This window comes from Flavobacterium olei (assembly GCF_039749035.1).
GTDB classification, from domain to species: domain Bacteria; phylum Bacteroidota; class Bacteroidia; order Flavobacteriales; family Flavobacteriaceae; genus Flavobacterium; species Flavobacterium olei.
Genome location: NZ_JBDKWC010000001.1, coordinates 581,643 through 595,560, shown reverse-complemented (window position 1 = coordinate 595,560; position 13,918 = coordinate 581,643). Strand labels below are relative to the sequence as shown.

Here is a 13,918-nt window from a genome sequence, read left to right as displayed (position 1 = left end):
TGCTTTTAACGAGTATTGTGGTGCTTCATCGAGAACATTTTTTAGTAAAACACCTTTGTTTTAATTTTAAACTGGAATTGGGAAATACAGTAAACTATGGAAACTATTTATAATTTAAAAAATAAATATTATGAGAGTTACTATAATCACAGTATGCTACAATCGCAAAAACACTATTGCAAAAGCAATTCAAAGTGTTTTGGAACAGAATTATAATGATATAGAATATATTGTTATTGATGGAAATTCTACAGATGGAACAAAAGAAATTATTGAGACTTACAGAGATAAAATAAGCCAGTATATTTCTGAACCGGATAAAGGAATGTATGACGCTATAAACAAAGGACTGAAATTAGCAACCGGAGATATAATAGGCCTAATGCATTCTGATGATGAATTTTATGATAAAAAAGTTATCTCAAGAATTGCATCCCGTTTTGATTCTGAAAAATATACAGAAGGAGTTTATGGCGACGGAGTTTATGTTTCGAATGACAAACAGGAACGTTTGATCCGCAACAGAATTGGAGGCGTTTTCAGTCTTAAAAAAGTCAAAAAAGGATGGCTGCCCTTACATCCGACTGTTTACTTAAAGAAAAATATTATTGATAAATACGGCTTGTACAATCTTGATTTTAAAATAGCGTCTGACACCGAATTTTTGCTTCGCTATTTGTACAAATATGAAATTAAGATGAGTTATATCGACTCCTATATCGTCAAAATGAGAATGGGAGGTATGAGTACCAGTTTCAAACGTGCTTTTGAAGTTTTACAGGAAGATTACAGAATTTATAAATTTCATGGTTTAGCGGCTATGGGAACTGTATTTCTAAAGAAAACAAGTGCTTTAAAGCAATACATAGTGCATTAAAAAGAGGAAAAAAAAGAACCTTCGTTTTAAATGTATACGTCTTTAGCAAGATTAGATTATTGAAAATCAAAGTAATTAAGAATACTAATATATATAATATAAAATGAAGAAAATTTACCTTTCGATAATTCTATTGCCTTTACTGATGCTGGAGTCTTGTACAACCAAAAAGCAAATGTTGTATTTGCAGGATTTAGACAGCTATTCCAATTCGACAGTAACCTACACATCTCCAAAAATACAGCCTAATGATATTCTTAAAATTGATATTGGTGATCTTAATCCCGTCGTGGCAGCTCCTTTTAATATGAATTTTGGAACAGCGGGTGCTCAAAATTCGGTAGAAATTATGAAATTGTCAGGGTATCTGGTTAATCCTCAGGGAAATATAATGATGCCGATTTTAAACGAAGTAAAAGTAGGCGGACTCACGCCAGCCAATGTCGAAACTAAAGTAAAAGAACGTCTTATAAACGAAAATTACCTTGTCAATCCGACTGTACAGGTTAGAGTTCTCAATAATAAATTTACCATTTTGGGAGAAGTAAATGCTCCGGGCGTTATTCCGTTTAGCGAAGAATCGATTAGTATGTTAGATGCAATTGGATTAGCAAAAGACCTTACCTATTCTGCAATCCGAAAAGACGTAAAACTAATTAGGGAAGTAGATGGAAAACGTCTGGTTTTTCATGTCGATTTAACTACCGCTTCCTGGATGTCTAATCCCAATTTCAGAGTGAGACAAAATGATGTCATCATTGTGACAGCAAATAAACTGAAAGTAAATAGTGGCGGTTTAATAAAAGATCCGATACAATTGATGGGTATAGCGGCCTCTCTTACCGCAGTAATTTTACTGATTACTACAAATTAACTTTCATCTGGAAGACAAATATAATAATTGAAATAGTTATGGATTTTAAAAAAGAATTTTTAAAGTATTTACAATATTGGCCCTGGTTTTTACTCAGCCTGATTGTATTTGTTGGTGCGGCATATGTCTTTATAAAAGTGGTTCCGCCAACTTACGAAACTTCGGCTTCTATTTTCATTGATAAAAAACAAGAAGACAAAACAAAAATTATCACGATAAGCACAGATAAAACAAGCGAAAAGGATAATCTGGAAGATGAAATCCGACTGATGACTTCTAATGAATTTTTGTTGGATGTGGTAAAAAATCTGAATTTAAATTTCAGCTATTATGAAAAGGTGTACACAGTACAAAATAACTACGTAAATGTTGTACCGTTTGTTGTAATTCCGACCGTTTCTAAAGATTCGTTACCCGAGATTTCATACGAAATTAAAATAAATAAGGACGGTTTTGTAGTAACAGAAACGGGTACAGAAAACAGCTATAATGTTAAAGGATATCAAAGTAATACCTCTGTTATAGGTTTGCCATTTAAAATTCAGTTATCAGCGAAAGCGAAAAAAAATCCGTCTGCTTATTTTGAGAAGGAATATAAAGTGAGTCTAGAACCGACAGCAACGGCATTAAAAAAACTAAAATCCTCGCTATTTGTTGTATCCGACGAAACAGCAAAAGGGGTTTTAGAATTAAAACATATTGGCTCGAGTCCTGATCGTTCGAAAAAAATATTAAACGAAATCATTGTTTTGCTGGATAAAAACATCGTGCTGAACAAACAACAAGTATTTAGAAATACGGTTTCTTATTTAAATCAAAGAATTAAAAGTTTTACCAAAGAAAAAGATTCAATAGAAACGGTAAAAGAAAAATATTTGCAAAATAACGACATAGCTGTAATGGACAATTACGTGACGGAAAAAACAGCGGACAGAAGTCAGAAAAAAGAAAGTGCCACATTAAACGAAAGACAAATTGGGCAGGCTGTTTTTGCGATAAACGACGTCAAACAATCCGGTCCTGCGCAGACTTTAGGTACAGATTACAATTTAGATTCGCCAACGGTCAATCAAATGCTTGTCAATTATAATTCGAAGCTGATGGAAAGTCAGTTGATTTTAGAAAGAGCACAAAAAAATAATCCGGCCTATATTAGTTTAATGACTCAGCTTAAAAGTCAGAAACAGGAGATTTTGAATACTTTACAAGGCTATTTAAATTTTCTGAATCAAACCAATAATGCGAACCGAAATGAGCAGAGTATTGCCGATGCCAAGGTGAAAAATATTCCAACCCAGGATAAAATATTAGGTAATATCAACAGTAATCTTACTCTAAAAGAAGAGACCTATGTAGCGTTATTACAAAAGAGAGAAGAAGCGGTTTTAAACGGTGCCATTTTAGAATCGAATTTAAAAACTTTAAATGCGCCCGAAACCAATTATTCTGCTATTTTTCCGCAGCCGAAAGTTTTTATGTTAGGAGCTTTTATGTTTGGTTTATTGCTTCCTTTCGGAGTTACTTATGCCCGTTTATTCTTTGATACCAAAATTCATAACGAAGAGGACATTCAGAAAATAATCAGCAATATTCCTATTTTGGGACACATTCCTAAAATTAGTCTCAACGACAGATTAGACAATACGGCAACTTCTCGCTCTATGATTGCAGAATCATCACGCGCGCTGGTTTCAAACGTATCGTATTTACTGCCCAAAAAAGAAGAAAATAAAGGAAATGTAATATTGTTTACGTCTTCTATACAAGGTGAGGGAAAATCCTTTTGCGCGGTGCACAACGCAATTACGATAAGTAATCTCAATAAAAAAGTGCTGCTGATTGGTGTAGATTTGAGAAATCCGCAGTTGCATGATTATTTTAATATCAGCAGAAACGGATTAGGACTTTCTAATTTCCTGGCCAATAAAAGTGATGACTGGAAAGGATTTGTTCAGAAAGACAATAATTTTTCTAAAAACCTGGATGTTCTTTTCGCCGGAGAAGCTCCTCCGAATCCTTCTCAATTGATAACCAATTCCAATTTTGAATCATTGATTGAAGAAGCAAAAACCTTATACGATTTTATCATACTGGATACAGCACCGGTGCAAATAGTTTCAGATACACTTAATTTTAGTTATCTGGCAGATGTAACCGTATTTGTGGTAAAATATGATTATACAGATAAAAGCAATTTGGTTCAGGTGAATAATTTCATTAAAAAAGATCAATTAAAAAATGTGGGAATAGTTATCAACGGAGTAAATATGAAAACCTCATACGGATACGGTTACGGAGCAAGTTACGGCTATCAGTATCAGGAGGCAAAAATCAAAAAACCCTGGTACAAAAAAGGACTAAGAGTGAAAGAAGCCTAAACGCAGCAATGCTTATTTGCTAAAATAAATAATTATAAAAATGTCTCACAAAATAGTTCTGTTACTATTAATTATAGTGGTTGTTTCCGTTTTATACTTTTCATGGCTGCCGGATCCCGGGTTCTCAAATGAAAATTATTTGCCGGGATGGCTTATAAAATGGAGTAATGAGTATTATAATTTGCGAACTGCGGTCCCTTTTTTAGCTGTTGGTTTTTTATTGGAAGTATATACAGGATCAAATCCAAACGATATTAAAAATTTGAATTTAGCACAAAACTTAGGAATTGCAGCATTGATTGTATGTGTGGCAGAAGGCGGTCAATTTATTATCGAAAGAAGAAGTCCCGATTTTATGGATGTTTTTTATGGCATTGCAGGAAGTTTAATAGGAGCAGTAGGTTATAACTTATTGAAAAAAATAAAAAATGCGTAACAGACATAAATTTACTTTCATCATGTGTTGTGCTATTGCAGATATGATTGCAATGGTTTTGGGCACAATGGTTTTTTTGAATTTTGCAATTGAGGAGAAAGTCGGCTGGAATACGTTGTTTCTCAATAAAATGATTCCTATTACAATTTTAAGCTGGCTGTTTTCAGTTACTTATTTTCAATTGTACCGGGTAGACGTTCTTTTCAGTTTAGATGAATTTTTCCGTAACAGCTGGCGTGCTTTCTTTACACAACGGGTTTTATGGCACAGTTACATTTTTATATTTCAGGATGATGTGCTGTATTTTTTTGGAACAAAAGCCAATTTAATTCAGTTAAGTTTCTTACTGTCTTATTTTTTGCTTTCCAGAATATTATTTACAGTCGTGATCGGAAAAATAAAAGGCTGGGTTTTTAAACAATATACCGTTGCAATCTGGGGATTTAATAAAACCAGTATCGAATTGGCTTCTCATTTAGAAAATAATTCTTTCTTTATCAACTTTGTTGGGATATTAAACGAAAATTCTTCGGTCGAATTTACCAATAACAGGGATTTTACAGAAGCACTTTGTGAAGCCATTCATGCCGCATCCAAAGACAATATAAATGAATTATACATTGTTTCAAAACCCGATTTTATTTCAGATCTAAATGATTTTTTTGAACTTGGTGACAAGTACTGCATGCGTTTAAAATTTGTTCCGGATTTTTCCTCCATTTCAAAAAAGCATTTCAATTCCAGTCATTTAAATAATTTTCATGTTATAAAACCCCGTTTTGAACCCTTACAAAATGCGTATAACAGATTAACGAAAAGAATATTTGATCTTGTTTTTAGTATTCTGGTAATAGTTTTTATATTATCATGGTTGTATCCGATCCTGGCAATTATTATTAAAAAACAAAGTAAAGGTCCTGTTTTGTACAGGCAAATGCGAACAGGTAAAAAGAACCAAAATTTCTGGTGTTACAAATTTAGAAGTATGTATGTAAATGTTGGCGACGAAACCCAGCAGGCGCAGAAAGGAGACAGCAGGATTACGCCAATTGGAAAATTCATCAGGAGGACAAGTTTAGATGAAATGCCACAGTTTTTTAATGTTTTAATTGGTAATATGAGTGTTGTAGGTCCTCGCCCACATATGGTAAAGCATACAACTGATTATAATGGACATATTAACAATTTTATGGTCCGTCATTTTGTAAAACCCGGAATTACCGGTCTGGCACAGGTTTCTGGTCTGAGAGGTGAAACCAAAAAAGTATCTGATATGAAGCGACGTGTTACCACCGATATTGAATATGTCCAGCGCTGGAGCCTTATAAAGGATGTAAAAATTTGTTTTCTAACAGTTATTGTAACTTTAAAGGGAGACAAAAATGCATTTTAATTAATTTGAAAAACCTAAAAAATAATATCTAATAAACTAAAAAATAAACTAAACTAACTTAATTATGGATATCAACAACTACCTAATTGGTCTGCTTACAGGAGTTTCTGTAACAACCTTTTTTATCGGAAAAGAATGGTATAAATACTATACAAAATATACTATTCAGCAAAAACAACTGGATAGAGTTCTTAAGCTGAACGACAAAATTAAAAAGGTAAAAAACATGAATACAGTAGAAGCTCCAAATGTAAACGTTGGCGTTTAGTATTTTAGTTACCTTCATTTTTTTCTGACTGCTGATGGATTAACAATCCATTAAGCCTGCTGTGTTTGTGGAATGGATTACTATTTTTCATTTTGGTATTTTACTTATCGCCTCTAATAAGTTCAAAAGAGGCAACAGCAAAATGTTACACGATGTGTAGTAAAATCTAAAAGTATTTTGCCCAATAAAGTATGTGCTTAATACTTTTAGATCTTTTTTTTACATTGTTGTAAACTTTTCACTTCCCTAAATTTTATAAATTCCTATCATTTCAAGATTGTATTTTTTTGCAGTCTCAAATTGCTATGGATTTTTCTGTGTTATTCCCTGTTTTGAATGCTTCAATTCCGAATTCATTTTAGTAATTCGAAATTCATCAATTGTACTTTTTGACAAATTAAATTTATGCTCTTAAAAAAAACCACAATAAGTGCATGTCCCTTAATCTGTTTATCCTATCCCTAAATCGCGTAAAGTTAAAAACAGTAATAAAAATGACATTTGCTTTCGTATCCGAGAGAACAAAAGAATTTTTTATACTCATTAAAATTTTCGGTGTTTTATCGAAATGATGCAATGAGCCAGGTGAACTGTGTATAAGAATAAATACTAATTTTTAAGAGATGATTAAAAAAGAAAAAGTTTTGGTTCGCGATAATAAAGGTATTTTTTTAAAAATGTTTAAAAGAAAATTTAAAAACGAATTTGAATTTTCTGAAGATTCCTTTTTGTTGAAAAATGAAAATAAAGCGACCAGCTTTGATCACTCTGTATTTGTTGTATATGAGTATTCTGAATTATTGGATTTTTTTGAACTCGAAGGTATACATTCCAATTTTATAGTTTGTTTATTTAGTAAACATCTCTATAATGGCTTATCTATGATTGAGGAAATCAAAGACGTACTTTTGATTGATGCTTCCAAAACAAAAACTGAGATTTTTGAAGATTTAAAATTATATTTTAAAAAGCCGTCACGAATACTTCCTAAACTTTCAAAAGAAAAATTTGATAAGTCACAAACAAATGAAAAACAACTTGAAGTGCTCCAAAGGGCTTTGTTTTTTATGATGTAATAAATAAGCCAAAAAAGATAATTTGATTTGTAAAAAGTCTGTAGATATTTAGTTTACAGGCTTTTTTTGTTATGATTTGGGTCTTTTTTTAGTAATTTCTTAATAGAAAAATTGCGTAATTTTGCATGACACAAATCAAAAAAATGAAACGTTCAGGCACAGCAGATCTTCCTTTACATTATGGACATGTTCCATTATGGCTTGCCGAACGCATGTCTAAACTTGGTTTTGCGATTGTCGAAACTATTGCGCTGGAATTTTCAACTTCAGAAGTAATCAGTAAACTAAGTAATCCTTTCTGGTTTCAGAGTTTTGGTGCCGTCATGGGAATGGACTGGCATTCTTCGGGAATCACAACATCTGTACTCGGAGCTTTGAAGAAGGCTGTAAATCCGCATTCAAAAGAACTCGGGATCTACATTTGCGGAGGCAAAGGCAAACATTCTATGACAACCCCGCAGGAACTTTTATTTGTGGGTGAAAAAACAGGTCTCGACGGAAATAACCTCGCAAATTTCAGTAGGTTAACAGCAAAAGTAGATAATACAGCAATCCAGGACGGATTTCAATTGTATCAGCATAATTTTATTGTGGACAATAAAGGACATTGGGCGGTCATCCAGCAGGGAATGAATGCAAATTCGCAGACAGCCAGGAGATACCATTGGCATTCACAGGATCTGAAGTCTTTTATTAATGAGCCCCATACTTTTATTTATGGTGAAAACCAGGGCAATATTCTTAATCTTACCTCTGGCGCTGCAGAAAAATCAAGAGAAGGCATTCTAGAATTGATGAAGGAATCGCCAGCCAAAATTATTAAAGAAATGCAGCATCTTTCTATGCCTGCGCATCATGATGTGAGGATCGAAGATGTAAACATGAAAAGACTGGGAGCTATGCTCTGGACAACGCACGATAATAAACCCGAAGATTTTGAAGAATTATTGCTTCTGAAAGGAATGGGACCAAGAGCCTTACAGTCGTTGGCATTAGTGAGCGAAATAATTTACGGCACTCCGACAAGATTTGAAGATCCGGCACGTTTCTCATTCGCGCACGGTGGAAAAGATGGACATCCATTTCCTGTACCGGTAACCATTTATGACGAGACAATCGATACTTTGCAGAGAGCCATTAACCGGGCGAAAATAGGAAACAGCGATAAGATGAATGCGATTCAGAAATTATCTGAAATTTCCAGAAAAGCAGAAGAAAGCTTTACGCCAAATTCAAATTTTGACGCGCTCGTTCAGAGAGAAAGAGATAATTCCTATAAATATGGAGGGAAAACTATTTTTGGAGATGCAAAACCACCAAAAAGAAAACCAATGCCTCCCAACAACCAGCTTGAATTGTTTTAATTTAAATAGTATTGCCCTTCGCAATTATTACCAATAACAACCTAATGTCACAAAACGAAAAATCAATATATACTTTACAATTTATTTTACTTTGTTTAAGTTCCCTACTTTTCTCTTCAAGTTTTAACATGATGATACCGGAACTTCCTAATTATTTAAGCAGTCTCGGAGGTGCAGAATATAAGGGTTTGATTATTTCGTTATTTACGCTGACAGCTGCTATTTCGCGTCCGTTTAGTGGTAAACTCACAGACAAATGGGGTCGTGTTCCTGTTATGGCAATCGGATCATCGGTTTGTGTAATTTGTGGTTTTCTTTATCCTGTTTTAAGTTCCGTTTCGGGTTTTCTTCTGTTGCGTCTGGTTCATGGTTTTTCTACCGGTTTTAAACCAACATCGACATCAGCTTATGTTGCAGATATTATTCCGCAGAAAAGGTGGGGAGAAGCATTGGGAATGCATGGTTTGTGTTTTGGCATTGGAGGAGCGCTGGGACCGGCATTAGGAAGTATGATTGTGAATTCTTACGGAATGAATGTGATGTTTTACAGTTCCTCGTTTCTCGCTTTTCTCTCCATTATTATTGTATTCAATATGAAAGAAACTCTTGCTGTTAAAGAAAAACTCAACAAAAGAATGTTTTATATAGGTCGAAATGACATTGTAGACAAAAATGTTTTCCCGGCCGGAATTATTACTTTTCTCTCTTATACTGCATTTGGTTTAATCTTAACTTTAATACCAGATTGGAGCGAACATTTAGGCGCCACCAACAAAGGCCTGTTTTTTACCGCTTACACCGTAACTTCGGTCTTAGTACGTTTTGGAGCAGGAAAGGTTTCTGACAGACATGGACGCCCAAAAGTAATTATGGCGGGACTTATTATAACCGCAGTGGCGTTATTTGTAATTAGCGAAGGCAGAAATCTCCAGATGCTTTTGGCCGGAGCCGGAATCTACGGAATGGGAACGGGTATTTTATCACCTGCAATAAGTGCCTGGACAATTGATTTGAGTAATCCGGAACATCGGGGAAAAGCCGTGGCCACAATGTATATTTCAATGGAACTCGGAATCGGAAGCGGGGCGCTTTTAGGAGGCAGTTATTACAATGACCAGATTATGCGGATTCCTCAGATTATAAAGTTTGACATATTGATATTTGCAATAGGAATCTTATACCTTTTGTATTGGGCCAGAAATAAAAGAAAACTTAATCAGATTAATACTCAGGATTAGTTTTGCAGTTCCTTTTTAAACTTAAAAGTTCACTCTTCAACTTCAGCGAAAGCTTAAATATATTCTTTTATAATTTTCAGTATTAACACATTAGCATATTTAATTTGTTGTTTTATAAGAATTAAATAACATAATTATGCTTAAACTTTGTTCAGAAAGATTTAACTTACGTTTCAATTAGTGAAGTTTAATTTAAAACTTACAAACATGTCTGTAAAATTATTTACCATAGGCGACAGTATTTCCCAGGGATTTATGTCGGGCGCGGCTGCGAAAACAAATCAATCTTATTCTACGCTGCTTGCTAAGATTTTAGGTTCAAAAGATTACAACTTTCCCGAATGGGATAAAGGAGGATTGCCTTTAGACCTCGAAACTGTTTTTCGCCGTCTGGAGCGAAAGTTAGAAACCAATATTTCCGGACCATTTGAATGGATTAAAGCCGTATCGATAATTGATGGTTATCTGGACGAAGTAGAAGATTATTATGAACGAGGAGCCGGATCCCTCGAGAAATCGAAAGGGAAAAATGCCTACCATAATGTTTCTGTCAGAGGTTTTGATGTCTCGAATGCATGGCAGCTCAGTGCCGATATCTCCAAAAAATATGTAGAGAAGTCAGATAAAAACGGAGATAACCGTTTTGGTATTGTCAATGAATCCCTGCACAGAACAGCTTATAAAGTATTAGGATCCGGAAATGCAGATAATAAAGACCAAACCCAATTTGGATGGTTAAAATACCATCACAAAAAAGAAGGAGTAGAAAATCTTGTTTTGTGGCTGGGCGCAAATAATGCTCTTGGAACCGTAACGAATTTAACCATCAAACAAACATCTCCAGACGGAACTGCTTTTGCAAGCGGACCACAAAATGTAAGTTATGATACACGCCGGGAACAAGACTGGAATCTCTGGCATCCCGAAGACTTTAGAGTAGAATATCAATACATGATGGATCAGGTTATCGCTATTATGGAAGATAATCCTATGGATGTTGATTACAAAGTTTTTATCGGAACCATTCCGCTTGTTACTATTTGTCCGCTTATTAAAGCAGTTGAAAAAGCTGGAAGAACAGATATCGAAATTACGGAATGGATTGTAGACCCGGATAAGCCTGCACCGATGAAGAAGAGTGATTTATCGAATGAAAAGAAATCGATCGTATCGTATGGAAAATATTATCCTTATTTTCTTTTTGAAGATAATTTTGATATTACGCTAAAACATCTCAATCAGAGAGATGTGCTTCATATTGACAATTGCATCAGGATGTATAACAGGATTATACAGGAAATTGTGGCAGAAGCCAATAAAAAACTGAACAAGGAGCGATTCTATTTAGTCGATATCGCTACGGCACTTAATGATATGGCTTTAAAAAGAAACAGTTACGATCCTCCATACGAATTTCCGGATTATTTCAAATTTTGCTATCCAAGAGTCGATTCCAGATATTATGGAGTTACACGTAACCGCGAAATTAAGGCAGGAGGGTTGTTTAGCCTTGACGGAGTTCATCCAACCGCAATTGGTCAGGGATTAATAGCGTATGAATTCCTTAAAGTAATGACAAAAGCAGGTGTTTACAAAGGTAATCCGGCGACCGCAATTAACTGGAAAGAAGTTTTTGCCAGCGATACATTGTATTCAAATCCAATAGGCTTATTAGGAGAAATATATGATAATCCTAATTTTAAAAAATGGATTTATAAAAAACTAAAAGATTCCTGGGAACATAAGAAGTATTAAATAAAGGTAAATCTGTTCACTTTTTGTTCACTTTTTTTAAGCTTTAAAAAAAAACTTCCTGATAATCAGGAGGTTTTTTTGGAGTCGCCGGGATTACAATTGAACACCTAATTCCCATATTAATGTTTATTGGAAAGGTTCTTAAAATGTCTTGAATCCTTTGTGATAAATACTTTTTAATAATATCTATGATTCATTTATGACAGTTGTTTTTTATTCTTTTTTATATCTTTTTCATTAAAAATGATATTTTTTGAATTGAAAATGCTCCGAAAAAGTTACTAAGGCTTTCGACTATCGAACACCTTAAAAGTTAAAATTTAGAGTTTATAAATTTAATACCATTTTTCCCCGCTTCTTTACAGCCACTAATGAAAAAGTATATATACAATAATTACAACATTTTTTCATTAATTTGTTACATGACAACTTCGTATAAATCAAATAGGATTTGATCTAGTTTTATTGAATCATTTTCTGAAATTATATATTGTTTTTGCTCGTCAGAAAAATTATAGATCCCAAAATTCTTTATATAATTTCTACTTAAAGAAAAATATCCTGAACCATATGGCTTACTTGAATTTGTGATGTAATACCAAAACAACCTCGAACTCATTATTTTTTTGAGGAATAATAATTCATCTTCATCTTCTGCAATAACGGCTAATCCATTGTGAAATAATAAATTTTCATCGGTATCAAGTACAAAATTTGGAATATGAGGAGTTATATGAGGAAAGAAAAGCTTGTTTTTAATCTTTTCTAATGATTGATTTCTTCCAAATGCGAACCAATTTTCATACTTTCCATTTCCCTTATCGCGCTTAGAAAGGATTTCTCTTTTGGCATTTAAATATTCATATGCTCTGGGATAATTATCCTTAAAGAAAACTTCATTAATCAATTTAGCTTTTCCATTTATAAACTCGTAAGGGAAAATTATTTTTTTTCTAACCTCGTTCACATTATCAATCTGAGTAAATTTATTTGAGTTTACAATATCTACACAGATTTTCTTTTCAATTTGATATAAGCTACCATTCTGCAAATGAAAATAGTCTTCATCTTCATCTACTGGATCGAATATATAAATATTATTCTTGAGTGTAGCTATACCATTTCTAGTTTTATAAATCTCCCCGAAAGGTTTACCGGTTTTTTCAATCTTATTTAAAGTATTTGCAACTTCAAGATTCCACCCTTTTTTAGCATCCAATTCATCATACTTTAGCTTAGTGAATAAATAATCTCTATCAATATTTTCACTTTGATTTTTGAAATATTGAACAAAATTTTCATTAATCTTTTCAATAAAGCATACACAAGTATATGTAGATTTACTCGTAAAAATCTGTTTATTGCCAAAATCAATAATTTTAAATCGATATTGTAACTCTTGGAAGTATTTTCTTAGTGCTCGACCATTAATACTTTTAAAAAAGGTATTCATTGTTATATACCCTAAAAATCCACCATGATCTAAATTTTCTATCCCAATTTGAAAAAAAGGTATGTAAAGATCAGGATGTCCAGTTTCACATACTTTCCATTTTTTCAAATGTTGTTTTGTTTCTTCTGATATATTTCTTGAACAAACATATGGAGGATTTCCAACTATGATTTGAAAGCCAGTGAAATTTTTAATATTGTCACTCCAATTAAAATCTAAAGCATCGCCAACATACAAATTAAAATTAAAATTAACTAAGTCTTCACCATTTTTTATAGCTAATAAGGTAAGAAGTATTTTTGATCTTATCACTGAATAGTTTTGAATATCAAGACCAAAAATATTTTGACTATAAATTTCTAAAAAGCTTTTTTTCGTCAATTTACGCAAATAAATAGTTGCCTCATATAAAAAACTTCCACATCCACATGCGATATCCGCCAGTCTAAATAGCTGCCTATCAGTTTTACTTTTTAATGATTGTTCAATTATATATTGACGTATTTTTTTAGGTGTATATATTGCCCCAGTGATAACTTTATCGCCCGGCGATATAACATGCTCAAACAATTCTATAAGAAACTCAAAGTCAAATTCTTTCATTTCTTGCTTGACAATTGAAATAAAACTATCAACCTCTATAAACTCAGAATCTGTTTCATAAATAACATAATCTTTAATGAACTCATTATGAATTACTTCAAGAGAATTGTACTTTATGAATGAGGATACAATTAATCTATCAACTAACGTGGGATCTGTGGAATAATTTTGTATATATTTAGATATTTCTTTATTCTTCATTT

At 33.2% G+C, this 13,918-nt stretch carries 11 protein-coding genes; 10 read left to right on the top strand and 1 reads right to left on the bottom strand.

What is annotated here, in order from left to right:
* Positions 1-130: 130 nt before the first annotated feature.
* From ABEB31_RS02515 to ABEB31_RS02470, 10 genes are all read left to right on the top strand, one after another.
* A complete protein-coding gene (locus tag ABEB31_RS02515; RefSeq protein WP_347049765.1) occupies positions 131-877 on the top strand; it encodes a glycosyltransferase family 2 protein in 747 nt (248 codons plus the stop codon).
* A 103-nt stretch (positions 878-980) separates the two neighbouring features.
* Positions 981-1,751: a polysaccharide biosynthesis/export family protein gene (locus tag ABEB31_RS02510; protein ID WP_347049764.1), complete on the top strand. Its 771-nt coding sequence runs from the start codon at positions 981-983 to the stop codon at positions 1,749-1,751.
* 38 nt (positions 1,752-1,789) lie between these two features.
* Entirely contained in the window at positions 1,790-4,129 is a 2,340-nt protein-coding gene (locus ABEB31_RS02505; protein ID WP_347049763.1) for a GumC family protein, read from the top strand.
* Positions 4,130-4,169: 40 nt separating this feature from the next.
* Positions 4,170-4,565, top strand: a complete 396-nt coding sequence (locus ABEB31_RS02500) for a VanZ family protein (RefSeq protein WP_347049762.1) — start codon at positions 4,170-4,172, stop codon at positions 4,563-4,565.
* Positions 4,558-5,958, top strand: coding sequence for an exopolysaccharide biosynthesis polyprenyl glycosylphosphotransferase (locus ABEB31_RS02495; RefSeq protein ID WP_347049761.1), 1,401 nt, complete (start codon positions 4,558-4,560; stop codon positions 5,956-5,958). Before ABEB31_RS02500 ends, ABEB31_RS02495 begins: the two co-directional genes overlap by 8 nt.
* A gap of 64 nt (positions 5,959-6,022) precedes the next feature.
* The gene (locus ABEB31_RS02490; RefSeq protein WP_347049760.1) at positions 6,023-6,226 is read left to right on the top strand and encodes a hypothetical protein; all 204 of its coding nucleotides are present in this window, start codon (positions 6,023-6,025) and stop codon (positions 6,224-6,226) included.
* A 623-nt stretch (positions 6,227-6,849) separates the two neighbouring features.
* The gene (locus ABEB31_RS02485; RefSeq protein WP_347049759.1) at positions 6,850-7,302 is read left to right on the top strand and encodes a hypothetical protein; all 453 of its coding nucleotides are present in this window, start codon (positions 6,850-6,852) and stop codon (positions 7,300-7,302) included.
* Between the two features lie 143 nt (positions 7,303-7,445).
* On the top strand, positions 7,446-8,666 hold the full coding sequence (locus ABEB31_RS02480; RefSeq protein WP_347050035.1) for a DUF763 domain-containing protein: 1,221 nt from the start codon (positions 7,446-7,448) through the stop codon (positions 8,664-8,666).
* Positions 8,667-8,710: 44 nt separating this feature from the next.
* Positions 8,711-9,904, top strand: a complete 1,194-nt coding sequence (locus tag ABEB31_RS02475; protein WP_347049758.1) for an MFS transporter — start codon at positions 8,711-8,713, stop codon at positions 9,902-9,904.
* 207 nt (positions 9,905-10,111) lie between these two features.
* Positions 10,112-11,659, top strand: coding sequence for a hypothetical protein (locus ABEB31_RS02470; RefSeq protein ID WP_347049757.1), 1,548 nt, complete (start codon positions 10,112-10,114; stop codon positions 11,657-11,659).
* A 418-nt stretch (positions 11,660-12,077) separates the two neighbouring features.
* Here ABEB31_RS02470 and ABEB31_RS02465 read toward each other — a convergent pair whose 3' ends face one another.
* Positions 12,078-13,916, bottom strand: coding sequence for an Eco57I restriction-modification methylase domain-containing protein (locus ABEB31_RS02465; protein ID WP_347049756.1), 1,839 nt, complete (start codon positions 13,914-13,916; stop codon positions 12,078-12,080).
* Positions 13,917-13,918: the final 2 nt, after the last annotated feature.

Coding starts and splice junctions, on each gene's coding strand:
- ABEB31_RS02515 (WP_347049765.1), top strand. CDS start 131: ATGAGAGTTACTATAATCACAGTATGCTACAATCGCAAAAACACTATT.
- ABEB31_RS02505 (WP_347049763.1), top strand. CDS start 1,790: ATGGATTTTAAAAAAGAATTTTTAAAGTATTTACAATATTGGCCCTGG.
- ABEB31_RS02485 (WP_347049759.1), top strand. CDS start 6,850: ATGATTAAAAAAGAAAAAGTTTTGGTTCGCGATAATAAAGGTATTTTT.
- ABEB31_RS02465 (WP_347049756.1), bottom strand. CDS start 13,916: ATGAAGAATAAAGAAATATCTAAATATATACAAAATTATTCCACAGAT.
- ABEB31_RS02500 (WP_347049762.1), top strand. CDS start 4,170: ATGTCTCACAAAATAGTTCTGTTACTATTAATTATAGTGGTTGTTTCC.
- ABEB31_RS02470 (WP_347049757.1), top strand. CDS start 10,112: ATGTCTGTAAAATTATTTACCATAGGCGACAGTATTTCCCAGGGATTT.
- ABEB31_RS02510 (WP_347049764.1), top strand. CDS start 981: ATGAAGAAAATTTACCTTTCGATAATTCTATTGCCTTTACTGATGCTG.
- ABEB31_RS02490 (WP_347049760.1), top strand. CDS start 6,023: ATGGATATCAACAACTACCTAATTGGTCTGCTTACAGGAGTTTCTGTA.
- ABEB31_RS02475 (WP_347049758.1), top strand. CDS start 8,711: ATGTCACAAAACGAAAAATCAATATATACTTTACAATTTATTTTACTT.
- ABEB31_RS02495 (WP_347049761.1), top strand. CDS start 4,558: ATGCGTAACAGACATAAATTTACTTTCATCATGTGTTGTGCTATTGCA.
- ABEB31_RS02480 (WP_347050035.1), top strand. CDS start 7,446: ATGAAACGTTCAGGCACAGCAGATCTTCCTTTACATTATGGACATGTT.